Consider the following 23,047-nt stretch of genomic DNA (forward strand, 5'->3'; position numbering starts at 1 on the left):
GATGCTGGTTTTCCAGCAATGCTACAGGCGCTTGCGTGGGCCGCTCGTCCGCGAGCGGGAGTCCCCGGTCTGTCACACGGCTACTGTGGCTCTGATGGCCGGATGTGGCGTGTAGCCTTCGAAGCTGATGTCTTCGAATCGGAAATCGAAGATCGAGTGGATATCGGGATTGAGCTTCAGTCGTGGCAGCGGTCGCGGCTCCCGGGTCAACTGCAGGCGAGCCTGTTCCACATGGTTGTTGTAGATGTGAGCGTCGCCCAGCGTATGGACGAGATCACCCACGCCTAGTCCGCAGACCTGCGCCACCTACAACCGCCTGCAGGCGGTCGCACCACCTACGCCCGATTGACGCCCGTCTCGCCGGGTTCGGTTCACGAAAGCGGGTTGCGTCGTTACCATGCCGTGGAGTCAATCAGCGATTCTTTGGTGAAGTTGTACAGCTCGTCGAACGAAAGTTCGTGGATAGGCTTGCCCACCTCGATGGCTACGTCCAACAAGCAAGCAACTTCCTCGCGCAGTTCTCGCACCTGGTTAGTCGCCCACTCCAACCCTTTGAACTGGTCGGTGGTTTCGCAGCGGCCGAACAGCTCGGCTTGGTCTTTCATCGCGATCAGGGCACCGCGCAGGTTCGTCCACACAAAAAGCCGGTTCGAGAGATTCATGGTGTTTCCTAAGGGACAAGCTTAAAAGCGCTTTGTTGATGGCCAGCCGAACAAACAGCATCGGGTAAGCCAGCCGAATATGCTGCGGGTACCGGTGCTGGTGCGATCCGCCGTGTCCGTTCCGTGCTCCAAGACGTGGCGGAGAAGATCGAGGTATTGGCGCATGGTGGATCCTTTGTGGGCCGGTCAACGGATGAGGGTGTGCAACAGAGCACTCGATCAGTGTGCAATGAGTCGGTCAGGGGTCAACATCAATGCAAAATCGGAGGCGCAACCCATCGAGGCTCGTTCCTGAATCTTCGTGTCCTTCCGCGATCCCATCCCAAAACACGCACACATTCAGCCCTGGCTGGGTGACTTCCGTGCGGCGTAGGACAACCAGGACTGCCTGGCACAAATGAGCCCCAAGGCGCCATTCGCAAAGGACAGTACGATCCACCACCCATGCGGATGGGATCGAGCGCTGAGCGCGCATGAAGTGAGGTTGAGTACCGAGCAGGCCGCCGCAAAGGCAGGCGAGAGTTGCTTGATCTGATATGTGAGTCCCGTAGGGTCAGTGAAGTGGTCAGGCATGCGCGATTTCCTTTCGCTGGGTAGTCACGTTGCGCTACTCGAGCGCCTTGTGGATGGGTGTGCGATCCATGGTGGTCATGCGGCTGAAGAGCTGGACGAGCTCCTCGGTACTCCGATCACCAGGGGACGCGTGGTCTGGCTCGTCTGTTGTGGACGGATACAGCTCGTTGACCTGCACGAACGCCTTGTAGGTGCATTCCAGCTCTCTCGCCAATGCCCGTCGGGTCACCTCATAGATCAGGGTGACTTCGGCGCATTGCGCGGCAGTCAGCCGGTAGGCCCTGAGGCCTCGTTTCCCTTTCCGCAAAAACGTCTTGACCTCGACCTGGTCGGTCACCGCGGCGACGACCTGGCGCACGAGCCGTTCCTCAAATGGTCCCTCGACGGCGAACTCGTAGAAGCTGACCTCCGCCATTCCCGGGGAAGCGAGGTCGTCGATCGAAAGGCCGTGGTGGCGAAGCAGCGTGTCCAGGTGCGCCTTGGCGTTTTCCCGTTCCCCTTCAACGCCCCCTTCCGCCAGGGCGAGGATCTTCCTTAGTCGCCGCAGGACGGCGTTGGTGCTGCTCATCGCGGAACACGCAGCGTTGAGTGCCTGAGCGCTTCCTCCCGTGCCAGCGTCTCGGCGTCCTCGACTGCGGCGCCTTCCGTGGCCGTCGCGTCGGGTTTGCGCATGTGCGGGTGGTCGGTCGCCAGTACCGGCGTCGTCGCCGGATCGAATGTGGTGTTCATGTGCGCACGCCGGCGGAGGAGATCATCAAGACCGAGCAGTTGCGATGCTCGTTTGCAAGGCAAAGTCTAGTGGCGGCGCTCCGCGGAAAGATCGACGAAAAGGCATCGTTTTGGCCGGGTTTACTCCGTCCCATGAGCCCTGGTGGCGTCGCGCGGTTCGTCGCCGGTTCCTCCACACCAACTACAGGAGACCGCATGCGCCGTGGTTCGCCCGCGACCATCGCAGCGGGTGCAAACCGGCGCGGCCTGCCCCTGTGGACGCGCGCAATCGCTTGGGACTTGGTTACCGGTCAGGTCACGGCGGGTCTGCGGAAGGGTCTCTTCCAGGAGGGAATCAATCGCGTCCTGCGGGACCCGGTAGCCTAGCTCACGAAGGCTGAGGAGTCGTTTGACGCACGCTCCGGCATCGGCGTCATCAAACGTCGCGCCGGCGTGCGGCAGATCAATCGGTACGAACGTTGCGGTGTCGACCCGGCTCTGCAACTCGGCCGCGTACTTCACATAGGCGTCGATGTTCTCGCCGTCGAAGGGCACGGGCGCTGGTAGCGGATGGTCGAAGACATAGCGGCGCGCAGCTACGTGCGTGACGAAGCCTCCGCCGAGGCCCGCGTACACGTAGGCGTCGGATTGATACTGGTTACAGGAAAAGCGGCAGTAGCTCATGGTCAGGCTTTCCGCTGGGCCGTCGGCGCTGCCGATCGTGGTTCCCGGAAGGTTCCGTTGGGGCGCTGGGCCTCACGCAGGATCTTCATGGCCATGCCGGGCTGCCGATTGACGAAGTGGCCTACGCCGAAGCCGGCACTGCGGGGTTCCTTCAGTGTGCGCCGCGCGAGTGGATCCCCATCAGGCACGCGCCCGTGCGCATTGATCTGCGAGTCCCTGACTCGCACCGGGGTGCTCAGGTCTTCGAGCGCCGTGGCGGCGGCCGCGTAGTAGCGCTTCAGCGGATCGGTGTCCGGCCAGTTGCGCCAGTCGGCATCGTGGACAGTGTGCGCCGGGTGCGGCTCGATCGCTTTGAACTCCCGATGGATGGTTTCCACGAAAGCGGCGACCTTCTGCAGGAGGGCGTACAACTCGTCGCTCCAGTTTGCAGGGCGTTCGTCCTTGAGCTCGAACTGGACGAAGTGCATGTCCTGAATCGACATCGCCCAGTCCGAGGCATCGCCCTTCGCCAGCGGCTGGATGCCAGGTTTCGTGCGCCAGAATGCGAGCCAGTCATCCATCCAATCTGGCAGTGGCCCCGCGGCCTCGACCCAGGCGACCAGGTTGCGCGTCCATGCGGCCCGAGGCTCGCGCTCAAGTTTGTTCCACGCCTCTTCGGTGACCTGAAATCGCAAGGACAGTCGCGGCCAGTCGCCAACGGACGGTGAAGCGACCATCACCAGGTCGGGCAGCGGCGTGGTCAGGACGTAGCAGGCGATTTCCTTGTAGTCGTCCGAGCCTGCATTGGGGAAGCCAAACCGCCGAAACAGGTAGGTGAACAACGCGCCGTAGTCGCAGGCGTTGCCAAAGTGTTGGTCGAGAAGCCCCGGGCCATAGAGCCCCTTGGGGTTGGCCTGAGGGTTGGCCCATCCACCGATGGAGTCCTCCGGCATGGTGGTCCATCGGAGCTGGTACAGGTTCGCGAGCTTGAGACGAAAGCGATGAGCCCGGCGTGCAGGCGTTGCCGGGCCTTCACTCACGTTGAGCGTCGGGGTGGTGGATTTCTCGGAAACAGTGCGGTTCATGGACGTAGTCGCTGGCAGTTGGATGCGAGGAGTGTGGCTACCGCAGCGCCGAGGCAAAGATCAGGTCGCTTCGGCGCACGTTGCAGGTCATTCAGCCGTGGGCGGTGACCATGACAGTGCTGACGAACGTCCCCGACGCCTTGAACGATCCTTCCGGCAGCAGCTCGATGCTGGCGAGGCGCGCTCGGAAGGCTGTCGTCAACGCGTCCTGTCGGAACGTGATGCCAGCACCCATGATGGCCACGAGCTTGCCTCCCGGCTTCAGGAAGCGCAGTGCATGCGTGAGGTGGTGAATGTCGGCCCGGCGGGCAAACGGCGGGTTGGCCAGCACCAGATCGACGGGGAACGGTTCGACGGCAAGGAAGTCGCCTTGTGCGACGTTGTTCGCGCCAAGCAGCTTCACGAGCGTCTTCACCCGACCCGCTTCGATCTCGACGGTGCGCACATCGGCACCGCGAGAATGCAGGACCGAGGCAATGGCACCGTCGCCTGCAGACGGTTCCAGCACGACTTTGCCGCGCACATCGCCGGCGATGTCGACCAGGCGCTGGGCCAGCGCGGGCGGTGTGGGGAACCAGCCGAGGTTATCGGGGCGCTCGTAGCTTCCGGTGTCGAGAGCGTCTTCGAGGCGCTCGCGGCAGTCGCCGCCGTCGAACACGTGCGCACCTGCACGGCGATCCCACCTGCCGCCCAGCGCTTCAAGGACCTTGTTGGTCATGGCGTAGGTTTTCCGGTCGAGTTGGGACGGCAACAGAAAGTGGTTTGCCTCGGCGGTACCGGCGGCGAGCACGGTCAAAATCTCGGAAGGAATGGTGCGCTGGCTGGCTGCGGCCATGTGGAACTCCGTCAGGGTGAGTGGATGTGCGCAACATCATCTGAGCGCACGCCACGTCGCAAAAATCGACGCGGTTTCTACGATCACCCGGATGGAGTGCCCTCGGTTCCTGTTCGTTCGGACGGGAAGTGGTGGAGTAAACGGCGAACCTTCGACACTGCCGGGCACAGGCCGCCGTTTGGCGTCCCCCGCGGGCCAGCCGTGAGTCGATACCGCTTGCTGGGTTGAAGCTGCGAAACGTCCATGGATGTCCCCGTTGGTCGAGTCGTGAGGCGACTGACGTTGGCAACCGGACGGGATAGCGCACAGGCGCAGCGTCGTGCTCCATGACGCAGGCGATGAGCGCCACGCTCACCGCCGACCCTTCCGGTTGGGTCGCGTCGATCATCTCGCCACAGGCGATCTGTTGCAAGGCAGTGGCACCGTCGGGGAGACCGTGGTGCCACTGACCTTGGTCACGCCGCCAGCGGCAACACGTTGCAGACCACCTCCTGCAGGGTTGGCACCAGGCGAAGCCGCTGGCGCTCCGGCATGAATTCAAGATTGGCTCGCAGGGCGGCGAGGATGCTGGAATTCATGGCGTCAGCGGTCCTGTCGGCGGCCTCCTGTCGCGGCTCGGGTGCGCCAAAGTCGAACGTCAGCGTGACACTCGCATCGCTTTCGTCGTCGCAATACTCGGGCTCGCTGCCGTCGATGCTGAGGCTCATCTCCGAACCGACGAGGTGAGTGAGCCATTCGCCGCTCCCGCTGTCCTGGTGGAGATCGGCGGTGGCATGCACGGCCAGCCCCAGATGCGTAGCGATTTTCCGTGACTGTCCCAGTGCGTCACGATCCACATTCTCCAGATAGACCACAGCCCCGAGACCGTCGGATGCAGTTCCGCTCCACTGATGCAGAGCGCCCACGTGCAGCGTGTGGTCCTGGAAGACCGACGGGACGTTGCCTGCCTCTTCCACGTCGAACGCGTCGTCGGCTGGAAAGTCCCCCTCGGTGATGAAATGGACGACACGCCAGATGAGGCCCCACTGGACAGCCGTCAGGCCGTGATCGCTCGCCATCTTGTCGGTTGCAGACATGGTCATGCCTCCTCGTTGGAGTGGATGGAGTCGCTGCGCACCTCGGTCGGTGCCGGCGGCACATCGGCACCGGGCTCCGGCGGTGCGGGTTCGGCGATTGGCCGCCATTCCAGCGAGCCGTCGCTTCGCGTCGCGTAGGCGTAGACGAGCACCGACTCGGCAATCTGGTCGAGCAGGTCGCGTTCAATGCCAGCACGCTCGGTGAGCCATGCCACGTAGTCGTCGTGGTCTTCGATGGCATCGAGCATTTCAAGCACCCGTGGATCGTTGGCGAAGTGGCTGCGCTGGAGGTCGATCGCCTCGTCCCACTCGTCAACGGCAGCGGGCGGGTAGAGATTGGTTCCATCGGTCATCGTAATCGCCAAGCTTTGAACGACAGGGAAGTAGCCGCCCTGATCGTCGAAGTGAAACTCAACTTGCCACGACGCTTCGGCGGCTCTGGAAAACGCCATGTCCACAAGCTTGGCGATTTCACCGGCAACTTCCTCGGTCAGGGTGCCGTAGAGCCCGATGAGGGCGCTCAGACGGGCCCGAGGTTCGTTGCTGGTGAGCGAGGTGGTGAGGGTGTCGTCGAACATGGGTTCTCCTTCGGTGGTGGTCAGTGGGTTCGTAGCTGGTTGCCTTCGCTGAACACGATGGCGTCGGGGTGGATCGAATCGCGCAGCGGCCACCACCACGGCTCTACGGTCAGCAGATCGTGCGAGTCGCGTCGCCCGTCGTTGGCGGAGACGTGAACCTCCAGCGTCGTCGGCGACGCCAGCAGCGCGCGCACGACGTCATCGCACCGGCCTTCTCGGCGCATGACGATGTGCAGGTGTGAGAGGTCGATGGCCAGAGGCACGCCAGCCGCCAGGGCGTACTCGTAGTCGGCCCAGCAATCCATGAGCTGCCCGCGCATCGCGTCGGGATAGAGACCTTCCACGCCGACAGGACAAGGGAAGATGTCCTGCAGGCGGCGCACGTTGTCGATCATCTGCGCCATCGTGGCGTTCGCGCGGTAACCGGCGTGGACCGTATAGGCGGGCGAGGCCAGGCGCTTGCAGACATCTGCCACAGCGTGGAAGAGGGGAGCGGCGGCTGCGGGGTCGGACGACGCATCGAACACGCGCAGACGCGGCAGCACGCGCACGTTGGCATGGGGGCGGAATGCCGTCTGCGGCCACCGCTCGCGTAGCGTCTCGCACAGGGCCGCGTCGAGCTGGCCACGGTTCTGCGGGCACAACTGGATGTGAGCGTGGTCGAGGTGGCCCAGTAGTGGTTCGGCCATGCCTGCGACGATGCGCTCAACGGCATCGACGACAGGAAGGCCGGGGAGGGTAGCGGTGGCGGCGCAGACTCGCATGGGCATTCCAGTGAGGAGATGCCCAGAGCGTCTCAAAGACCTCTGCGACAAAAACATGCAACAGGTTTTGTCCGCCCTCATGCGGACCGAACAGGCGCAGCGCCACTCAGCGCCGGCCATTTCACTGTCCTGTAAGGACGTGTTCGAAAGTGGCTGGCACGGAGTGCTCGTAACGACTTACCCACACATGCTGAAAGCCCGCCGGGTGGCGGGCTTTCAGAGGCAGCTACCGACGCGATCGGCTTAGTCGTGGCACGGCGAGCCGGTGCAGTAACAGAAGTTCTGGTGCGTGACGTGGCTGCAGTCATCCGGTGCCTGGATCTCGAACGACACGGAACCGGACGGACTCAGTGCCGGCAAGTAACCGACGGGCAGCACCTGCGCGCTGGTGCCCGTCGTTGCCGGGTTCGCGGCGTGCGCGGGAGTGGCGATGCTCGGCAATGCTGCAGCCAGGCCCAGAGTGAGGGCCAAGGCGAGGGCGCTGGTACGGAAGAGGTTCGTTTTCACGTGCTTGCTCCAAGTTGATGTCGCGTCGTTGCGACACATGCAGTGAACCGGAATTGCCGGGCGACCAAAGATGCGGAGGCTTCCGACTTTTCTTTATCTTCGACGGCGCAGTGCGGCCGCCGGCGCGGCTATCGCAGCGGGACGAGTTCGCCGGCGTGCAGCGCAAACTTCGCGATCGTCCGGCGACCGCCCACGACCGCCCACACCTCCGCGCCGGGCCTCTGGTGGAGCGTCGCCAGTGGGCACATGACGGCGGTGTAGCTGGCGCGCGACGTGGTGAACGTCGCCACGGCAAGATCGGCATCCGATGACAATCCGCAGAAGGTCAGTTGGCGTCCGTCCACCGTGAGGTGAGGGCCGTGGGCCTCTACGTAGGCCTGCAGCTGATTCATGCCAGGGCACTCCTTGCGCCAGCCCGCGCCACCCACATGCCCTGAATGAGCTGGGTCACGTCACGACTTGCCGGCTGGGCGTCATGGAAGGAGACCGCGGCGTGCGTGGCGGCCAAGGTGAACTGGTGCGATTCGGCATCGCGCGTCGTGTCGATCCCCGCGGCGGCAAGCAAGGATTTCAGATCGCGTTGGGTGCCGTGCCAGACGTGCCAGCTTGGATCGCTCAGTTGCACCTTGCCCTCGTGGCCTTGGAAGGTCCGGCGCACGCAGATTCGCAGGACGACATCGCGCTTGCGTGGCAGTGCCGCGCGGCACGCAGCAACGACGGCGTTGAGCGCACGGAAGGTATGGGTGGGTTGTTCGCGATGCATGGGAGTCACCTTGGCTTGGACGATGAAAGTCTCACCCGCCGCGGGCGACGGCAAAGATCGCCGGCCTTCCGAATGCGCCCACTGGCTGCTGTTGATAGACCGTGGTCGGTTGACGACCGGTGACTGAGATCGCAGAGCGCCCGCACCAGCTCGGCAAGCGTGCAAAAAGAAGGCTCGCCTGCGGGCGAGCCTTCGAGGGCTACTCGGTACCGAGGCTGGTTAGCTGCCCGAACAGCCGCCGCAGGAACACCAGTTCTGCGGAGTGATCGGATCGCAGGGGTTGCTGCCCTGACTCTGGGTGTTGCCGCTGAACTCGGCGAACCCGTGGCCAATCACCGGCCCATAGGTCGCGGGCATGGACAGGGAGGTGCCCGGCGACGGGGTGGCGGCGAACACACTGGCGGTCGGGGCGTTGGTCGGCATCGCCACGCTGGGCATCGCCATGGCGGCACCCACGACGAGGGCGAAGGCCATGGCAGCACTGCGGAGGATGTTCTTCTTCATCGGGCTTTCCTGGGTTGGCGTCGCGAAAGTGCGACGTCCTCAGTAAAGCCGTAACCCAAGCCAGCTAAAGATCACGCTGGTTTGCCGACCACATCTCGCCAAACAGGTCGGCGCACTGCGCGACTTCCGCCTCTGGAGCCAGCGTCAGCGCGCTGCGATGGACCTTGCGCGCCTCAGCCTGCCACACCGCAAGGCTTTCTTCGGTCACGCCTTCCAAGGGGGTGATGGTGTCGGCAGTCGCTGCCGCCAAGCGGGCCGCACGCAGGTCCTCATAGAACAAGTCCGCGCCGACAAACGCGCGCCCCGCTTCGATCGCCGCCACCACCGTGGAACCTGAGCCGACGAACACGTCGCAGATGAGATCGCCAGGCAGCGAGTAGAGCAGGATCACGCGCTTGGCCAGGCGCACCGGGAACTGCGCCGGATGCGCGCCGTGCGCTCGATCGGGATGATTCGCACGGACGCTCGGAATGTCGCTCCAGACATCGGTGGGCCACGCGCCCAGCGGGTGACACGACAGCTCTCCCTTACTCGGACCCTTGTAACTCCGCTTGCCCGGTTGCTTCTGCGGCTGGCGCGCGGCGTTCGGGTTAAAGGTCGGTACCGGACCCTTGCTGAAAATGAGGATCGTCTCGTACCTGTCGGCAAGGCGGCGCGACGGCGTCAGGCCGTGAGGTTGCGTCCAGACGACGCGGTTCTGGAACGTCAGTCCCGCGCGGCGCATGTCTTCGAACAGCAAAACGTCCATGGGGTAGAGCGTCCCCTCTTCGTCAAGCGTCTTCCCCACGTTGAGGCATACGACGCCACCGGGGCGAGCCGTGCGCGCCAGCTCGCTGATCACCTGCATCATCCAGCCGTGGAAATAGGTCATACGCAGCGCGTCAGCGCCCGGTGCCGCGCCGTACTTCTTCCCAAGGTTGTAGGGCGGGCTGGTCATGTGGCATTGCACGCTCTCATCCGGGAGGCCCGCAAGGAAGTCGAGCACGTCAGCCGTCGCCGTCGTGTCCAGCATTTCCCGCAGGAACGCAAGCTGCTGCTGCCGGCGTTCCGTCGCGCGCTCGGCGATCCGCGCTTCGGTCTTGCGTGCGCCGGTGCGCAGCGCCGCTCGATAGATGGTGCCCTTCGACAGTCCGGTCAGGTCCTGGACTTGCGCGTAGGTATGCGTGGCGAGCAGCGCCGCCAGCGAAACGTCGTCGTGCTGTGTGCCGTCCGATGGGGATGGGCACACGGAAGCATGGGTGGCGAATTGCACGGGGGTTTCCTTGCCTCTGGGATTAGAACGAACCTGTGTCGACGAATCGATGAAGGATGGGGAGCAACGCTGCGACCTGTTCGCGGCTCAAATGCATGCGCGTGGTCAGGCTCACTTCCGGCGGGATCGGATACTCGACCCAGCCGAAGGTCTTGTCGGTATCGACGCCGAGGTTCTTGGCGTCGCTGTGCAGCACCTTCGGGCTGGCATCGTCGACGCCCAACCAGATGGCCTCCAGATTGGCGAGCGAACTCATCTGGACGCTGCAGCGGTTGCCATTGAAGTCGGCAAAGGTGCCAACCGGAAGGCTCCGAGGAGTGGTGCCCATGACCACATGGGCCGCGCCGCGTTGCTCAGTCATCGTGAAGTCCTTGAATCGTGGGGTGGTGGTTGCGCCAGAATCAGAGATCCGACGCCGCCGAAATCAGCGTGGTGGCGAGGGTGTTGACGAACTCGTCCGTTGCTTCGTTCCCGTCCAGAAGGTGATCGGCCAGTTGCTCTCCGAAGGGCTCGGCGACCTCGTAGACGAACACCGCATGGAAGTCGCGGTCGGCCGCCATGGCGTCGAGCAACGGAGCGTGGGTGATCACGTCGCTGATGAAGTCCAGCTCGCCGGCGGCGGTCTGGCAGCCTGTCCGCTTTCTCGCATCCAAGGCGCGCCCCGCGCCAAGCGCCACGTAGGCCAGCGTCAGGGGATCGCAAGCGGAGGCCGCGACAGCGGTGGAGTTGGTCGCGGCATTGACGTTGTCACTCGGCGAAGTCGGCATCGGGTGTCTCCTTGGAAGATGCATCGAGTATCTGATGCCGATCCCCGGACAAAAGATGCGGAAGGTCGCAAGGAAGGTTCCCCGTTGTACGGCACCCGACGACCGGTACCTTCACGCTGGCGGACCCATTGGCCATGTCGCCACCGGACCGGTTCAGGCTAGTTCCAGGTGCTGGACAGGGCTATCGGAGCGTGGCGCGGCGGGGCTGCGGAAGCGTAAGTACGTGGCACTGACCGTGGAGCGAAACCGATTGCGACTGCCGCGCTCGGTGAGGAATAGCCGTACGGCGCCGGTATCCGGGAACACTTCCTCCACGATGCCGGTGGAGTAGACCGTCCCGTCGATCTCGACGTCGCGCAACGTGGAACCTTCCGCGAGGTTCAGCGTTGACAGTCGCGTGACGGCACGTGCGATGGCACGTTCGCGCTCAACATCGTGGCGCGCGCGATAGACCTCCATCCCGATCATGCGATTGGCGACTTCGGCGAACGTCGGTGGAGCGCTCCAACCATCGGCTCGCTCGTGGATCTCGCCCATGCCGTCGTGGATCAAGGCGTTGAAGTATTCCCTGCCGCCAGCCAGTGGCTTGCGGACCAGCGCCCACGCGCCGCGGGGAGCACTGAGCAACGCGGCGCGTCGCGCGTCCACCCGGGGCCTCGCGGCAAGCCACGTTTCCTCGGCGCTCAGGACAACGTCGGGTAGGCGGGACTCGGTAGCGGGGGCAGTGGCATCCCATGCGGGTCGGCACGCCTTATCGAAGGCGTCCTGATAGAACACACCGACATCAAGCGCCGTCTCGACGGCGGCGCGCAATGCAGGGATGGACAGCAACGTGGTCATTGCGTGGGGCATGAACTGGCTCCGACAGTGAAGGTCGGAGCCAGTCTCTCGTGGCGGCGAAACGGGACAAGATGCTGGCGAATCTACCCGCGGAAGGCGGCAGAGATACTAATTGCTTGACGCCGCGATGAGTTCCAGCCACGCCGCGACCGGTGCATCCTTCAGAGCTGCGCGCGCGAGAGCGACCGCCAGGTCAGGCTCGAGCAAGGCATTGATGATCGGAACATCGCTGATGAATGGCAAAAGGTGATCCTTGATCATGAACGCATCACGATGACTCGTGGACTCTCGGATGAAGCGAACCACCTCGCAGGCAAAACCATCACGTTGCAAATCCATTTCCACCGCTGCCTGCGCTTGGCGTCCTTCGGAGACTGCGATGACCGATTGGATGATCGACTTGAGAGTTACCCCGTTGCTCGTCGCCCCAGGGACATCGTCACCAAGAGCGTCCAACGCGTTTTCGTAAGCCCCGAGAGTCAGGTAAGCGATGGCCGCATCTTCACTCAGGTCCACATCGGGATCGTCGAGACTGTACATGTCAGCCAGCGCGAGATATCCAGGTATAGCGAAGTAGTCCTCATTCTCCAGGGCTGCCAGGGCGAGGCCATAGGCAGCAGCTGCTGCTGCGTCCTCAACCCGCAATTGTTCCCGCAATGATTCGGTGGCTTGATTGTCCTCCATTCCATCCAAGTGACGGATGAGGAGCTTGCACCTTGCGAGTATGGGTTCGAGCCAACGGACATAGGGCGCGTACCGAGTTACGTCCTGATCGGACGGCGTCACGAGTGCAGCCGCGTCTAGCATGGCGAGAGGCAAGTCGGGACAGAGCGTCACTATCTCCGCAAACACGCCTTCGATGGGAACCCCGCCCACTTCGATATGGTGGCCGAGCAGGTTACGGGCGCTGGTGTACATCTCCAGCGCGCTAGTCACCGCCAGGGACGTTGGCACAACCGTCACCTCGGCATGTAGTGCCTTGTCGAGCGCATCCGCCAAGCGGTCCCGCTGGGCTTTGCCTGTGGACACATTCTTCGTGGCAAGTGTGCTCACCGAACCTTTGAGCGTGTTGTAGTTGGGGAAGCCGTGCATCTTCGCCACGGCTTCGAGTGCGTGCGCATGCTGAATTTCCGAGCCGCCTGCCTTGAGGAAATCGCGAAGGCGGGTCGCCTGTAGCTTGTACTGAGACAGTTCCGTGTTCTCGTTCATAAGACACCTCTATCCTGGAGGCTCATGGGTGGCGCCCGTATTACCACACAGCCTCCAGCATGGAAGTGTGGGGTGTAGAAGGTTGGGTTTGATCGCCTTTTGCCGGGGCGCTGATGCGCTACGGGCGGACAGGTGGCGTGGCCTGTGTTTGATAATAGTGTTTCCGCAACGGAATGCAATCGGTGGCACCGCGCTGGTAGGGATTCACCGTGAGACGCGACGCAGTCAGGGCGCTACAAGCTCACGAAACAACGCATCAAGGTCATGTTCGTAGCTCAATTCTGTGGCCACAAAGGTGTACATTTTGGAGGCGTAGACATCAGGCGACACCTCCAAAGCCATCTGCCGTTCCTGCGGTGCTTGTATGTGGAAACACGTGTGATCCCAAACAGCCTGCAGATTGTCAACAAGTGACCGATCCAGCAGAGGCGCGACAGCGTGCACCTTGACCCATTCGCGTTCCGACAAGAGGCGGATGTCGAGTTGGTCTGGCTTGTAGACAACGATTCCAATATTCACAACCTCGCCGCGCCGGACATTGGGAACAAGGCGAATGACAGAATAGAAGTGGTCCGTCTCCAGGCTGGTTTGCCGTGCAGCCCTTTTGTTGTTGGTACGTGAGGCATTCATCGAAATGAGCATCCTGGTTCATCGGCGGTGGTTGCGGATCAGCTCCAGGCCGTCGGCTACAGATCGTTTGTTATCCCAGAATAGGAACTGGTAGAACGTGCCGAGACGTATCACGTCGTTCAAGTGATGAAGGCTGACCTTATTTGGCTGGCGTATTCGCAGGGCGCGAGCGGCGCGCGAATACGAAGCTGAGGTCCGATGCCTGCAAATCAATGGATCCTCATCTTCCCGAACAGCGCACAGGTGCGGAATTTCAGATAGTTCGAATGCTATGTCGATGTCCCCGAGAACCGGAGTCTCGCCGAGCCAAGATCCGAAAACAGCCAGTTTCTTTACCCGATGCTCGTACCGGTCTGGCTGGGCGTTTACCTGGTCAACGGCCCCCATGATCTTGACCAGCAGTTCGTTGGCCTCAAGTCTTGGGATGCCATTGGAAATCTTTGCGCAGGCCAGTTGACCAAACAGTCGCGTGTAGTCGTATCGCCCAGGTCTCGCTCGAGAATGTGCAACGAAGTCGGCTTGGATCAGCTCACGTAGGACCGATTGGCCTTCGGGAGCGGGTGCTCCAAGGGCCTTGAAGAAGTCTTCCTCGCAGAAATCGGCCTTGCCGGTGTTGCTCCAGAGCTGCTGGGCACAGTCTTTGAGAATGCCCGGTGCTACACCGAACACCAGCTTGTCTGGATGGAAGTGCATTAGGCAGTCTCCTGGCGGACTTGCAGCACGGGTCGCCACTGACCATCGAGGTGTCGGCGGGTGATCGCTGCGACGCGGAAGCTCAGCTCCTCGTGGCGGTCCCCCAGTGTGCCGTCGTTGCGTAACCGTCGCCCTTCAAACGACCACCACAAATCCCTCGTTCCCCTTCGCCAATCGTCGTCCAGTGAGATCCTTAGAACCTGCAGTCTCGCCTCGACGCCAAGACGGTCGATGTGCACGACGCTGTAGATCGCTAGATCGGTGTTGCGTTGCCATGCCCTGGCAGCGATCTGCTCAATCCGTGTGCTGATCGCATCCCTTGTCATGCGCCTCCTGTCGTCCTGGATAGTACCCGGTGTGGCACCGCAATCGATCCGAAGGTCGGAACGTCGCCGCAGAAGACGGCCAACGGCAGCCAATTCGCTGCTAGCCAACATACCCTGCGGACAGAACCCGTAGACCGGTTGTTTCTTGGGCGTCTGTACCGTGAAGGCGATGCGGTTGGTTGCCGAGCGGGTCATTGTAGATTCGTTCCTAGGGAAACGCTGAGCCAGCTTCAGGCAGGCGGCGATCGCCACGTATCTGCGTCGAAGCCTATACAGGCTAGAGCCCCTTTGGGCTCGGGCGGTGTGGGAAAAGGCGCTGTTTCGGGGGTCGTTTCTCCGACTTTCGTCGACTCCGAAGTTTGGTCGGTTGCCGTGAGCGTCGTGCACAGTGCCCACGTGGTCTCGAGTGTCCGCTAAATGGCGCGATATGACGTCCCGCTGTCGTCGATCGCTTGTAGTCGGCTGACCATTTAGCTCTGTGGGCGGATCGGCACTCATCCCGTGGTGGTGGTGAGCGGCTTGATGGTTACGGTCATCTCCACGGGATCGGGCGTTGCAATATCCAGGACCGACGCGCGCAGCTGGCAGCGCTCCAGCGTGCGTGGCTTCACGGCGAGAAGCCGGCAGGTCCCGATGCGTTCGTCGACCGACAACACAGTGGCGCTCAGGAAGTGCCGGTGTCCAATCGTGAGGTGGCGCAGGATCGCACCAGGACAAATCCCGATCGCGGAGATCGCGGCTGAGACCCACTGCCGAAATCGCTCGCCCTGCAGGTGTTGCCGAGCGCTGTGGACTTCGTTCTTCACCAGGTGATCCAGCACCTCGCCGAAGGTCGGCGCCGACGACCAGTCGACGCATTCGAGAACCCCGCCGCCGGCACTGATCAGCGAGTGGAATGTGCTGTGAGCAGAAGGGCGCTGGTTGACGATCGTGGTCCACGTGCCGCGGCGGCCAGCAGCCACGGCAAGGCGCGTGGCCTGTTCCAACGCGAACTGCGCATCATCGTCCGAACGACGGTCGATCACCGCGTACGGCAAGCGATGCTCTATGGCTGGCAAGGCCGCGCTCCAGGCGACCGTGCAGGCGTCGACGAAGGCCTCGTCCGGCGTAATCCCAGCGTCGAGGGCGGCTGCGACCGCCAAACGCAACGAGGGTATGGCGAGAATGGCGGTGGCTGGGCGCATGTGTGGCTCCGACAGAGAAGGTCGAAGCCACGGTGGCGCATCGGCGACGTTGCAAAAGTTCGCGGGGTTACGGTGCCCGGGCGATTCGCCAGGCGTCAGGCTGGTTTGGTACTGCGCGCATCGAGCGCGTTGCCGGCGTCGCGCAGCTTGTCCGCCATGGCGACGAAGCGGGCGCGATCGTCCTCGCCCGTGCGCACGCGGCAGTGTTCGTCAACCACGCCGTGGACGCGCGCCCAGTGGTTCCAGGCGAAGCTGCGTCCGAGCCCGACCGTGGTCTTGGAACTCGGGAAGCGTTCGGCTCCTTTCACCAGGTCTTCCCACGTGTCGCCGAACTCGGCCACGTCGAACCGACTGTGCCGTCCCGTGAGGGCGACGCGTTCCATGTGGAGCGCCTTTTCCATGAGATCCGGATGGTGCGCGGCGAGCCAGAAAAGCTCCCATGCCTTACTGGCGGGGCAGTAGAAGCACGCACTTTTGATGGGCACCATGCCCGGTCCGAGCACTTCGGTGATTGCCTTGATGCAGTGATGGCGCTCCCAGCCAAGCAGCTGCAGCGGATAGGCGTAGTCGAACTCGTCGGTACCCGACGCAAGACTGCCGGCGCGGCGGCGATCGGCCGGGCCGCAGTCGTAGCCAATGAGCTTCGTGATGCGTTGCCCGGTGGCCTTCGCCTCCGTCCACAAGGGGTGCGGCGCGCATGCGTTCGGACCGGATTTCACGCCTTTTAGCAACTGGTCCTGAGGCCCTTGCTTCCACTTGATGGAGCAACTCTTCATCCCAAACGCCAGCGAAGGAAGCGTTTCATTGGCAAGGCAGTTGCCGTAGAGGTCCTTGTAGCCGGTCGACGGCAGCGGTGTTTTGCGAACCATCGTCACCGCAGGCCATCCCCATGACTGCAGTACGCGACTCATGGCGTCGACGTGCGCAAGCGTCTCAGGCTTTTCTCCGCCGGTGTCGGCAAAATTTACCAGTTGCACCGGAATGCCAGCTTCATGCAGCGCCACCAGCATCGCGGTGGAGTCGACGCCGCCACCAAAACAGACGACAAGCAGGCGTCCTTCGAGGGTCGCGCGCAGGGTCTCCTTCTGCGCGGACGTCAACGCTCCGGCGATCGCATCGTGTGCCTGATTCATGGCGGTGCGTCAGGCCGAGTAGGCGCGACGGTAGGCACCGGTGGCCAGTTGCTCGCAGAGGTGCTCGCGCCCCGCGGCGTGATCGGCCAGCGCGCAGCGGATCTGCCGACGCATGACCGCCAGCATTTCCGGCGATGGGGGTTGTGCGAGTTGCAGATCGAGAAGCCGCAAGGTGCCCAGCAGGACAGCCTGTGCTTCGACGTCGAGCTGCGGGAGGCGGGGGCTCGTCGAGCTCGTTGCCGGCGGAGCGTCAGGGGCTTCGGTGGCGTTGAGGTGGTCGGCGATGCGGCCGGCGCGATCTTGACCGCCGTAGCAGTCGCACACCACGTCGTCGCCGCGCATGACGCGCCAGCCGGAGGTCAGGACGCCCTTACCAAGATTGCGGGTGTAGCTCTGGGCGGCGTAGTTCGCGTGGGTGGTGCTCATGGCAGCTTCCGTGGAGTCGGTGTGCAATCACCATGCACCACTCCCTCTGCCGCCAAAGTTGATCGCTGTTCTGCACGCAGCAGGAAGGTTGGCGGCGCTCGACCGGATCAGGTGGACGGAAAAGCCTGGCACGTCGCGTACTTGGGTCGATCCTTGACCTGTTCGAAAAGGGCGCGCAGCTCGAGCGGATCTACCGTCTCCACCGGTCCCGCGATGAGATGGGCCGAATCCGCCACAGCGATGCTGGTGGACCCCACCGCTTCGTGCTCGTTGACGTACTGGATGCCGGCGTAACCTTTGGTCTTCAGCCATAGCCCGAAGCGGTCAAGCCGCACGGGACGATCTTCATGGCTGCCGCTGCCGACGTGACTCGCGAGGGCAACCGAGTCGTCTGGCGTCTTGAAAAAGCGCTTGTCCTTCGACAGCCTGCTCACCCAGACTCGAGGATCCGGCGAATCGAATTCAGGCACTTCCAGCAGCGTCAGTTGAATCGGTACCTTGAAGGTGAAGATCCTCGCCTCGCCGCGACAATCGTCCAGGCAGTAGCGATCCGTCAGCAGTTCGACGGCCGCCTCGCGGGTACCTAGGTGAGTGAAGGGAGAAAAAGGCGCGCCCTGCGGTGGCGGTGTGAACGTGCCGTGGTACCAGATGCTCGATAGATCCGCCGTCACATCGTCTCCTTGGCTCATGCTGCCGTGGCCATTTTAATGGCGATGGCCGCGCGGCGTGACGCGCCGGTCAGTCAGGCCGGAGTATCTCTCGTTGGCAAGAGCTTCCTGCCGTCGTCAGTGAGTTCGAGCGCGACCTCGCCGGTCGCCACGCGCAGCGGTCCGCATAGGACTGGCGTCGACTTCACAAGGCCTGCGCCAATGGCGGCCTGAACGCGATCTGACAGGGGCGGGTTGGCCAGCGCCATGCGGCCTTTGGCCTGGATGGTCTCAATCTGCTGGCAAAGGGTGGCGAACGGTGACATGAAGGTGCTCCGATCAATGGCGACGTGTTCGTGGGGACGGGACTGCTGGCTACGCAGCGGCGGTGGCGTCGTCCACCGCGGCCTTCGGAACCTGGAGGATGGACCCCAACGACGGGCACGCCCCATGCACCATGGCGACGCGGCCAGGAAACTGCGCCGCCAGCGCCGCGAACTTCGCGAGCTGCTCAGCAACCGTTGCCTCGCAACGCGGCGACCCTGCAGCGCGAAGGCGTTCGTGGTTCGCGACGTACTGGCACTCGCAGAGCGGCGTGCCGTTGATGGTGAAGTGAGCAAGGTCGGTGCGCATGAGGTGGGTGTCCTGTGGTGGTGCCTTGTTCTGGCTGAGTTGACCGTCAGCCTCAGATAGCGCCGGCTGCGATCGTTGGTTCGCGACTACAGCGGCCTGCGTTCCGTCGGAGCCATGAGGTCATGACCGCTTTCGTCGGCGCGGCCGTCTGCATCGTCAGAGAAAAAGCGTCCGGTCGACAGGAAGACCATGTGTGGGTGTGGATGCCCAGCGATCAACGCCTCGATCCCGCCGTGGTTCTGGATAGCCCTGACCTCGTATCCGCGTCCGTCCCGGGTGGTGCCCTTGTCGCCCACCTTCCAGCCACCGAAGGTCGACGGCGTGTCCGCATGCAGCTCCGCGAGGACACGGCGCGCTTCGGCGACGTCAAGGCCCAGCCGCGCCTCGAAGTCGTCAAGCATCGGGAAGCATTGGAGTGGATCGGCCATCGCTTCGATCTGCTCACTGTCGAGCACGTCGTAGCCGCGTCGGTTCAAGGCGAACTCAAGGAGGAGCGTTGCGTATTCGAGTGCGTAGTTGCGCTGCATGGTCGGAAACCTCGGATGCGAAGGCTCTAGGACGGTGCGTCGGACAAGGCCGGCCGGATCATGGCGCGGGCCGCGGGGGCCAAAACATCCGTGAAGTTCTTCAAAGGCCACCGCGTGGCGGAGACGGACTCGCATCGGAACCTTTATGTCCCGTGGCGACTAAGTTGGCGTCGAGGTCAGCGGGGCAGTTGTTCAGTCATTGGCCAGTAGGAGGTGCAGTAGTCGCCGTCACAGGCTTGGCAGTGCTCACACAAGCATTTCCAGTCGGTCTCCCACCGATAGATCTCGCCTCCGCTGGTCACGAAATCGTGCGGTCCGGTATGTGCATCCGCAAGAGCGCAGACCTCCACGGCGAATTGACCGCAGGTGGAAGAAAGGTCGCTCCGGGGCGGTGGCTACCGCTCTACCTGCGAGGGTATGCCTGTGTGCGGTGGAGGGTCCGAGTCCGACCGAACTTCGCGCGCACCTAGTTCTGGTCATCCACGAAGAAGACGGAGTCCGCGCCATGGTCAAGGCACTCAGCCTGGGGGAACTTCTCAAGCACGGCCTCGATGGTCAGCCGACCGTGCCATTCCTCCATCTTGAGCCAGGCAGCTTCCTCGCCCGTAACGACCGGAACGCGATACAGGCGGGTGGGGGTGCAGAAGTAGATGGCGCTCACGGGGCAGTTTCTTTGTTCGAGACAACGGCGGATCGCTGGCCGGCTGCGAGACACGACAGCCGACGCCGGCGATGGGCAGGACCCAGGGTAAGTGCGGGCCGAGGTTCAGCAAGGCCACAGTGAGGAGTTGGCAGGCACGATGGCGCGTTTGCCCGGGCCAGAGTGCCGGGAGGACGCTGCCCTGCCGCTAATCGCGTGACGCACAGAGCTGCCCGACCAGGGAGCGCGTGCTCGCCGAGGTCGGGACGGCGCGAGTTGTTACCGCGCGCACTGTTGTTCGATCCGCCAAACGCCTTCGTCGTCTCCCCGTGGCGGGGATGACTGTTTGAGGAGGCCACCGCCATGGCACTGGCCCCAAGTGATCGCAGCCGCCCGGGTGAAGAAGTACGAGAGGGGGTTTCCGGTGAAGGCGTGAGTGCCCCGGAAGAACGGTTCAACGGCCGTCCCACCCGCGGATGTATCGGCTGCCACAGGCGTCTCGCGTAGATCGTCATTCATCGGTGCTGCGCTTGGTCGGTTCGACGTCCCGAGGATGGACCCTGGCGTGTCGAACAGCCCACGCGGCGGCTGGCAGCGGTACTCCTCGAAGTCTGCCTGCGTGGCCTCGCGCAGGACGTCGCGCGGGCCTGCCGTGAAGCATCCGTCGAGCGGGTTGCGGCCGCCCTTGGTCACCGGTCCGGATAGAACGCCAAGACGGGTGTCGCCTGCCGCCTGATAGCACAGGGTGTTCTCGTTGCAGACGAAATAGCGGCTGGTCGTGGTCATTGGGGACATCCGGGCGAGAGTCCCTATCTTCGTCGCGCGGTGGCCGAAGCAAAATTCGGCCGGGTTCTGGGCGGCACTGGCGCATGCCAGCCCTGTGGTCGACTACCTGCTGCCGCCCGTCCCGGAGTCGCCATGGCCACGCTTCCAGACGGAACGTGGCGCCTTGATCACGGGGAAGCTTAGCGCCAGCAGCCCACCGAGGCCGACGGCCCCGCACGCGAGCGCGGCCACGCCAAGCACGCCGAGGTGGCTGTCACTCAACGCAGTGAGAATGCCAGCGGCCACACCGCTGGCGAGCGCACCCCAGGCAAGACGGAGAAAGCCGGGCCAGTGCGGCGAGCTGTCGAGGATGTCGAACGGCTCCCCGTGAAGTCGGTCGTATTGCGCGCGTCGGTGGTGCTGCCACGCTTCCACGTCGAGAGCGGACGGCGTTCCATGGGCGTAGGACTGCCACGCATTGGAGCCCAGCAGCGCATCGATCGACGGCAGACGGTTCGGCCACGACGCCGGGTGGATGCCGTAGGCGCGCAGCAGCGGCAGGGAGAGGGCAGGGTGCGCCAGCACGGTCAACCAGCGTCCGTCGAGCAGCAGGGTGTAGAACGTCCCCGCGCCGGCGTAAGCCTCCAGCAACTGGAGCCGATCGGCGCGTGGGAACCGCAGGATCGCCATCGAAGCCGGCATGAGCGTGGCACCACAGATGTCGCGGAGGTAGCGGATGCGGTTCTTTCCTTCGTGCATGGCACCGATGCCCATGTCTGGTACCCACCAGCCTGACGCACCATCCGAATCGGTGCGATCGGCCCGGGCCGGCGATAGCAAGTAGGCAGCCAGATCCTCACGGCCAGGGCGCGTCGTCGGTTCCGTCCAGCGCCAGGACATGCCGATGACGCAGCGCAGAGGTACCCACTGTGCGACATCCTCGCTCGACTCGGGCTTCAGAAATGGAAGCGTGCTGGTCAAGATACCGAACGGGCCGCCGGCTACCTCGAGGCGGTCCCGGTCGATTGCCGCAACGAACCGCTCGGCCGACGCGCGAAAGTGCGGCGACTCCGGACGTTCTGCCAGCTCGAGAAGAGACGTTTCGCTGGCAGCATCCATCGGGTTCTCCGTGCAGAGGCGACGGTGCGCCCGTCGTGGCAGGCGGGGCCGAAGGACCCCGCGCGTTTGCCCTTAGCCCGATGTCAGCCCGCCGGACGCACCCTGTCGGCGTCGGTCGGCTTCTGGGTCACCGCTTCCTCGTTCCGGAAGAGGGTGTTGATGTCCACCTGCTCGTCCCTCAACTTGAATCCGGTCTTGGTACCACTGTCGCTCAGGCTGAAGCTGCCATTGGGGAGCGGATAGACGTTGAAGCGCTCGATGCCCAGGGTGCGATGGCGGACATTGATGCGTTCATCGCGGTCAAGCCGGATTGCGTTGAGATCCCGAAACTTGTTCTCCAGCACCACGGCCGTCACGCCCTTGGGATTGGGCAACCAGTCGATCTGCCAGAAATAGTGCTGGTAGTTGGGTCGCCCGTCGCTTCCCCAGACATTGCCGCCGGTACCGGGTGCATCGATCGCCAGGAAGACGGCATGGCCGGTCTTGATGTTGAACAGTGCGAAATCGTTGCTGGTGACCTTTCCTTCGGCGATCTTGAACAGACCCTTGAATCCCTCGATGGGATCGTGCTTCTCGGCCTGGCTGATGTAGCGCTTCAGGAGCACGTAGCCGGTCGCGCCGACCGAGCCGCGCTGATAGCTCGCCAGCATGTACTGCGGCGGCAGGGCCTGCGATACCACCGGCTGGCCGAACTCGTAGCTGAAGATCGCTGTATCGCGCGCCATCACGACGCCATGGCTCGTCGGAATCAGGATCGCCCCGGCGACCGTCTGCCCGTCGACGGAGGTGAAGTGCTGACCCGTCGGGTCCATGTAGAGCGTGCCAACCGTGATCGGCGGCAGCGTCGAATGCATGTTCGTGAAGCGCACGTCGAACTGGCCGGGTGCGACCACTACGAAATACGTGACGTCTCCGGACTGACCGTCGCCATCCCACTGGACGATGCGGCCTTCGTGATCGATTACCGACTGACCGTCGGCAACGAAGCCGTCGGGCCGCCACTCGAAGTCGGTCGGCGCGCCCTGCGCGTGACGCGCATTCACGGCAGCCACCAAGTCAGCGGCAGGGTTTCCGCCTGCGTCATCCGCCCGCTCGCTGGGCATGGCCTGGGGGGCGAGCGACGGCGTTTGCGCGGCCGCGCCGCCAGCACCGGGCGAGGGAGCGGCCGGGGGAGCGGAAGGCTGGGTTCCCATGGCGACCTGCACGCGCTGAGCCGGCGTCAGACCGCCCATTTCAGACATGGCCTGCGCATCGGCGGAGCGCGCCTGCATCTGGCGGTACTGCTGCAGCATCGCTTCTTCGCGCTCGGGCGTGAGCGTCAGCCCGCGTGCGTGGTAGGCGGACTGCAGGTGCTCGACCAGCTGCTGCTCTTTGGCGTTCTGCGGGCCGGAGGATGGCACCGCCTGCGGCGTATCGGCCAGGGCAGCCGTCGCGATCGCGAGGCCGGCTACCAGAATGAATCCCTTCCACGTTCCCTTGCGCATGGCATTTTCCTTGTCTTGAATGGATCGACGAGTTCCCAGTGAATGACCGCAACT

Annotated in this window: 32 protein-coding genes and 2 pseudogenes; all 34 read right to left on the bottom strand. The window is 63.6% G+C overall.

All coding sequences use genetic code 11. From position 1 onward, the window contains the following. Positions 1 to 72 precede the first annotated feature (72 nt). Positions 73 to 312, bottom strand: a pseudogene (gene thyA / locus IMW82_RS13425) (thymidylate synthase); the annotation flags it as partial. Between the two features lie 80 nt (positions 313 to 392). Beyond that, positions 393 to 662 (bottom strand): hypothetical protein, encoded by a 270-nt coding sequence (locus IMW82_RS13430; protein ID WP_211004857.1) that lies wholly within the window; start codon positions 660 to 662, stop codon positions 393 to 395. 69 nt (positions 663 to 731) lie between these two features. Continuing rightward, positions 732 to 827 (bottom strand): annotated as a pseudogene (locus tag IMW82_RS13435) (thymidylate synthase); the annotation flags it as partial. 442 nt (positions 828 to 1,269) lie between these two features. After that, complete coding sequence (locus tag IMW82_RS13440) at positions 1,270 to 1,803, bottom strand: DUF2786 domain-containing protein (protein ID WP_211004858.1); 534 nt, start codon at positions 1,801 to 1,803, stop codon at positions 1,270 to 1,272. Then, the gene (locus tag IMW82_RS13445) at positions 1,800 to 1,964 is read right to left on the bottom strand and encodes a hypothetical protein (RefSeq protein ID WP_211004859.1); all 165 of its coding nucleotides are present in this window, start codon (positions 1,962 to 1,964) and stop codon (positions 1,800 to 1,802) included. Before IMW82_RS13445 ends, IMW82_RS13440 begins: the two co-directional genes overlap by 4 nt. 120 nt (positions 1,965 to 2,084) lie before the next feature. Next, entirely contained in the window at positions 2,085 to 2,627 is a 543-nt protein-coding gene (locus IMW82_RS13450; protein WP_211004860.1) for a hypothetical protein, read from the bottom strand. A gap of 2 nt (positions 2,628 to 2,629) precedes the next feature. Further along, entirely contained in the window at positions 2,630 to 3,691 is a 1,062-nt protein-coding gene (locus IMW82_RS13455; protein WP_211004861.1) for a hypothetical protein, read from the bottom strand. Between the two features lie 91 nt (positions 3,692 to 3,782). Continuing rightward, the gene (locus IMW82_RS13460; protein ID WP_211004862.1) at positions 3,783 to 4,526 is read right to left on the bottom strand and encodes a class I SAM-dependent methyltransferase; all 744 of its coding nucleotides are present in this window, start codon (positions 4,524 to 4,526) and stop codon (positions 3,783 to 3,785) included. A gap of 455 nt (positions 4,527 to 4,981) precedes the next feature. Continuing rightward, positions 4,982 to 5,602, bottom strand: coding sequence for a hypothetical protein (locus IMW82_RS13465; RefSeq protein WP_211004863.1), 621 nt, complete (start codon positions 5,600 to 5,602; stop codon positions 4,982 to 4,984). A gap of 2 nt (positions 5,603 to 5,604) precedes the next feature. Further along, positions 5,605 to 6,180 (bottom strand): hypothetical protein, encoded by a 576-nt coding sequence (locus IMW82_RS13470; RefSeq protein WP_211004864.1) that lies wholly within the window; start codon positions 6,178 to 6,180, stop codon positions 5,605 to 5,607. A 20-nt stretch (positions 6,181 to 6,200) separates the two neighbouring features. Beyond that, positions 6,201 to 6,944, bottom strand: coding sequence for a hypothetical protein (locus IMW82_RS13475; protein ID WP_211004865.1), 744 nt, complete (start codon positions 6,942 to 6,944; stop codon positions 6,201 to 6,203). A gap of 243 nt (positions 6,945 to 7,187) precedes the next feature. Next, a complete protein-coding gene (locus IMW82_RS13480) occupies positions 7,188 to 7,451 on the bottom strand; it encodes a hypothetical protein (protein WP_211004866.1) in 264 nt (87 codons plus the stop codon). Positions 7,452 to 7,579: 128 nt separating this feature from the next. Further along, on the bottom strand, positions 7,580 to 7,843 hold the full coding sequence (locus IMW82_RS13485; RefSeq protein ID WP_211004867.1) for a hypothetical protein: 264 nt from the start codon (positions 7,841 to 7,843) through the stop codon (positions 7,580 to 7,582). Beyond that, positions 7,840 to 8,214 (bottom strand): hypothetical protein, encoded by a 375-nt coding sequence (locus tag IMW82_RS13490; RefSeq protein ID WP_211004868.1) that lies wholly within the window; start codon positions 8,212 to 8,214, stop codon positions 7,840 to 7,842. The genes IMW82_RS13485 and IMW82_RS13490 overlap by 4 nt, the downstream gene beginning before the upstream one ends. Before the next feature lie 219 nt (positions 8,215 to 8,433). Next, positions 8,434 to 8,718 (bottom strand): hypothetical protein, encoded by a 285-nt coding sequence (locus IMW82_RS13495; RefSeq protein WP_211004869.1) that lies wholly within the window; start codon positions 8,716 to 8,718, stop codon positions 8,434 to 8,436. Between the two features lie 64 nt (positions 8,719 to 8,782). Beyond that, positions 8,783 to 9,970, bottom strand: a complete 1,188-nt coding sequence (locus IMW82_RS13500) for a site-specific DNA-methyltransferase (protein WP_211004870.1) — start codon at positions 9,968 to 9,970, stop codon at positions 8,783 to 8,785. A gap of 22 nt (positions 9,971 to 9,992) precedes the next feature. Then, the gene (locus tag IMW82_RS13505; RefSeq protein WP_211004871.1) at positions 9,993 to 10,331 is read right to left on the bottom strand and encodes a hypothetical protein; all 339 of its coding nucleotides are present in this window, start codon (positions 10,329 to 10,331) and stop codon (positions 9,993 to 9,995) included. A 40-nt stretch (positions 10,332 to 10,371) separates the two neighbouring features. Continuing rightward, positions 10,372 to 10,737, bottom strand: a complete 366-nt coding sequence (locus IMW82_RS13510) for a hypothetical protein (RefSeq protein ID WP_211004872.1) — start codon at positions 10,735 to 10,737, stop codon at positions 10,372 to 10,374. 153 nt (positions 10,738 to 10,890) lie between these two features. Beyond that, positions 10,891 to 11,577: a hypothetical protein gene (locus IMW82_RS13515; RefSeq protein ID WP_211004873.1), complete on the bottom strand. Its 687-nt coding sequence runs from the start codon at positions 11,575 to 11,577 to the stop codon at positions 10,891 to 10,893. A gap of 108 nt (positions 11,578 to 11,685) precedes the next feature. Beyond that, on the bottom strand, positions 11,686 to 12,786 hold the full coding sequence (locus tag IMW82_RS13520; protein WP_211004874.1) for a glyoxalase superfamily protein: 1,101 nt from the start codon (positions 12,784 to 12,786) through the stop codon (positions 11,686 to 11,688). 225 nt (positions 12,787 to 13,011) lie between these two features. Beyond that, on the bottom strand, positions 13,012 to 13,416 hold the full coding sequence (locus tag IMW82_RS13525; protein WP_211004875.1) for a DUF3037 domain-containing protein: 405 nt from the start codon (positions 13,414 to 13,416) through the stop codon (positions 13,012 to 13,014). A gap of 18 nt (positions 13,417 to 13,434) precedes the next feature. Further along, positions 13,435 to 14,109 (bottom strand): hypothetical protein, encoded by a 675-nt coding sequence (locus tag IMW82_RS13530; protein ID WP_211004876.1) that lies wholly within the window; start codon positions 14,107 to 14,109, stop codon positions 13,435 to 13,437. Then, on the bottom strand, positions 14,109 to 14,630 hold the full coding sequence (locus tag IMW82_RS13535) for a hypothetical protein (RefSeq protein WP_211004877.1): 522 nt from the start codon (positions 14,628 to 14,630) through the stop codon (positions 14,109 to 14,111). Before IMW82_RS13535 ends, IMW82_RS13530 begins: the two co-directional genes overlap by 1 nt. A 299-nt stretch (positions 14,631 to 14,929) precedes the next feature. Continuing rightward, complete coding sequence (locus tag IMW82_RS13540) at positions 14,930 to 15,619, bottom strand: hypothetical protein (RefSeq protein ID WP_211004878.1); 690 nt, start codon at positions 15,617 to 15,619, stop codon at positions 14,930 to 14,932. Positions 15,620 to 15,714: 95 nt separating this feature from the next. Then, positions 15,715 to 16,752, bottom strand: coding sequence for a hypothetical protein (locus IMW82_RS13545; RefSeq protein WP_211004879.1), 1,038 nt, complete (start codon positions 16,750 to 16,752; stop codon positions 15,715 to 15,717). A gap of 9 nt (positions 16,753 to 16,761) precedes the next feature. Continuing rightward, on the bottom strand, positions 16,762 to 17,178 hold the full coding sequence (locus IMW82_RS13550; RefSeq protein ID WP_211004880.1) for a hypothetical protein: 417 nt from the start codon (positions 17,176 to 17,178) through the stop codon (positions 16,762 to 16,764). A 107-nt stretch (positions 17,179 to 17,285) separates the two neighbouring features. Beyond that, a complete protein-coding gene (locus IMW82_RS13555) occupies positions 17,286 to 17,867 on the bottom strand; it encodes a hypothetical protein (protein WP_211004881.1) in 582 nt (193 codons plus the stop codon). A 53-nt stretch (positions 17,868 to 17,920) separates the two neighbouring features. After that, entirely contained in the window at positions 17,921 to 18,151 is a 231-nt protein-coding gene (locus tag IMW82_RS13560; protein WP_211004882.1) for a hypothetical protein, read from the bottom strand. Between the two features lie 49 nt (positions 18,152 to 18,200). Beyond that, positions 18,201 to 18,458 (bottom strand): hypothetical protein, encoded by a 258-nt coding sequence (locus IMW82_RS13565; protein WP_211004883.1) that lies wholly within the window; start codon positions 18,456 to 18,458, stop codon positions 18,201 to 18,203. 86 nt (positions 18,459 to 18,544) lie between these two features. After that, complete coding sequence (locus IMW82_RS13570; protein ID WP_211004884.1) at positions 18,545 to 18,985, bottom strand: hypothetical protein; 441 nt, start codon at positions 18,983 to 18,985, stop codon at positions 18,545 to 18,547. Positions 18,986 to 19,451: 466 nt separating this feature from the next. Then, complete coding sequence (locus tag IMW82_RS13575) at positions 19,452 to 19,646, bottom strand: hypothetical protein (RefSeq protein WP_211004885.1); 195 nt, start codon at positions 19,644 to 19,646, stop codon at positions 19,452 to 19,454. A 258-nt stretch (positions 19,647 to 19,904) separates the two neighbouring features. Beyond that, positions 19,905 to 20,411, bottom strand: a complete 507-nt coding sequence (locus tag IMW82_RS13580; protein ID WP_211004886.1) for a hypothetical protein — start codon at positions 20,409 to 20,411, stop codon at positions 19,905 to 19,907. Between the two features lie 102 nt (positions 20,412 to 20,513). Continuing rightward, entirely contained in the window at positions 20,514 to 21,509 is a 996-nt protein-coding gene (locus IMW82_RS13585; protein WP_211004887.1) for a hypothetical protein, read from the bottom strand. 83 nt (positions 21,510 to 21,592) lie between these two features. Beyond that, complete coding sequence (locus IMW82_RS13590) at positions 21,593 to 22,993, bottom strand: hypothetical protein (RefSeq protein WP_211004888.1); 1,401 nt, start codon at positions 22,991 to 22,993, stop codon at positions 21,593 to 21,595. Between the last annotated feature and the right edge of the window lie 54 nt (positions 22,994 to 23,047).

This window comes from Rhodanobacter sp. B2A1Ga4, assembly GCF_018101315.1.
In the GTDB taxonomy this organism is placed as follows: Bacteria; Pseudomonadota; Gammaproteobacteria; order Xanthomonadales; family Rhodanobacteraceae; genus Rhodanobacter; species Rhodanobacter thiooxydans_A.

Coding starts and splice junctions, on each gene's coding strand:
- IMW82_RS13430 (WP_211004857.1), bottom strand. CDS start 662: ATGAATCTCTCGAACCGGCTTTTTGTGTGGACGAACCTGCGCGGTGCC.
- IMW82_RS13440 (WP_211004858.1), bottom strand. CDS start 1,803: ATGAGCAGCACCAACGCCGTCCTGCGGCGACTAAGGAAGATCCTCGCC.
- IMW82_RS13445 (WP_211004859.1), bottom strand. CDS start 1,964: ATGAACACCACATTCGATCCGGCGACGACGCCGGTACTGGCGACCGAC.
- IMW82_RS13450 (WP_211004860.1), bottom strand. CDS start 2,627: ATGAGCTACTGCCGCTTTTCCTGTAACCAGTATCAATCCGACGCCTAC.
- IMW82_RS13455 (WP_211004861.1), bottom strand. CDS start 3,691: ATGAACCGCACTGTTTCCGAGAAATCCACCACCCCGACGCTCAACGTG.
- IMW82_RS13460 (WP_211004862.1), bottom strand. CDS start 4,526: ATGGCCGCAGCCAGCCAGCGCACCATTCCTTCCGAGATTTTGACCGTG.
- IMW82_RS13465 (WP_211004863.1), bottom strand. CDS start 5,602: ATGTCTGCAACCGACAAGATGGCGAGCGATCACGGCCTGACGGCTGTC.
- IMW82_RS13470 (WP_211004864.1), bottom strand. CDS start 6,180: ATGTTCGACGACACCCTCACCACCTCGCTCACCAGCAACGAACCTCGG.
- IMW82_RS13475 (WP_211004865.1), bottom strand. CDS start 6,944: ATGCGAGTCTGCGCCGCCACCGCTACCCTCCCCGGCCTTCCTGTCGTC.
- IMW82_RS13485 (WP_211004867.1), bottom strand. CDS start 7,843: ATGAATCAGCTGCAGGCCTACGTAGAGGCCCACGGCCCTCACCTCACG.
- IMW82_RS13490 (WP_211004868.1), bottom strand. CDS start 8,214: ATGCATCGCGAACAACCCACCCATACCTTCCGTGCGCTCAACGCCGTC.
- IMW82_RS13495 (WP_211004869.1), bottom strand. CDS start 8,718: ATGAAGAAGAACATCCTCCGCAGTGCTGCCATGGCCTTCGCCCTCGTC.
- IMW82_RS13505 (WP_211004871.1), bottom strand. CDS start 10,331: ATGACTGAGCAACGCGGCGCGGCCCATGTGGTCATGGGCACCACTCCT.
- IMW82_RS13510 (WP_211004872.1), bottom strand. CDS start 10,737: ATGCCGACTTCGCCGAGTGACAACGTCAATGCCGCGACCAACTCCACC.
- IMW82_RS13515 (WP_211004873.1), bottom strand. CDS start 11,577: ATGACCACGTTGCTGTCCATCCCTGCATTGCGCGCCGCCGTCGAGACG.
- IMW82_RS13520 (WP_211004874.1), bottom strand. CDS start 12,786: ATGAACGAGAACACGGAACTGTCTCAGTACAAGCTACAGGCGACCCGC.
- IMW82_RS13525 (WP_211004875.1), bottom strand. CDS start 13,416: ATGAATGCCTCACGTACCAACAACAAAAGGGCTGCACGGCAAACCAGC.
- IMW82_RS13530 (WP_211004876.1), bottom strand. CDS start 14,109: ATGCACTTCCATCCAGACAAGCTGGTGTTCGGTGTAGCACCGGGCATT.
- IMW82_RS13535 (WP_211004877.1), bottom strand. CDS start 14,630: ATGACCCGCTCGGCAACCAACCGCATCGCCTTCACGGTACAGACGCCC.
- IMW82_RS13540 (WP_211004878.1), bottom strand. CDS start 15,619: ATGCGCCCAGCCACCGCCATTCTCGCCATACCCTCGTTGCGTTTGGCG.
- IMW82_RS13545 (WP_211004879.1), bottom strand. CDS start 16,752: ATGAATCAGGCACACGATGCGATCGCCGGAGCGTTGACGTCCGCGCAG.
- IMW82_RS13550 (WP_211004880.1), bottom strand. CDS start 17,178: ATGAGCACCACCCACGCGAACTACGCCGCCCAGAGCTACACCCGCAAT.
- IMW82_RS13555 (WP_211004881.1), bottom strand. CDS start 17,867: ATGAGCCAAGGAGACGATGTGACGGCGGATCTATCGAGCATCTGGTAC.
- IMW82_RS13560 (WP_211004882.1), bottom strand. CDS start 18,151: ATGTCACCGTTCGCCACCCTTTGCCAGCAGATTGAGACCATCCAGGCC.
- IMW82_RS13565 (WP_211004883.1), bottom strand. CDS start 18,458: ATGCGCACCGACCTTGCTCACTTCACCATCAACGGCACGCCGCTCTGC.
- IMW82_RS13570 (WP_211004884.1), bottom strand. CDS start 18,985: ATGCAGCGCAACTACGCACTCGAATACGCAACGCTCCTCCTTGAGTTC.
- IMW82_RS13580 (WP_211004886.1), bottom strand. CDS start 20,411: ATGACCACGACCAGCCGCTATTTCGTCTGCAACGAGAACACCCTGTGC.
- IMW82_RS13585 (WP_211004887.1), bottom strand. CDS start 21,509: ATGGATGCTGCCAGCGAAACGTCTCTTCTCGAGCTGGCAGAACGTCCG.
- IMW82_RS13590 (WP_211004888.1), bottom strand. CDS start 22,993: ATGCGCAAGGGAACGTGGAAGGGATTCATTCTGGTAGCCGGCCTCGCG.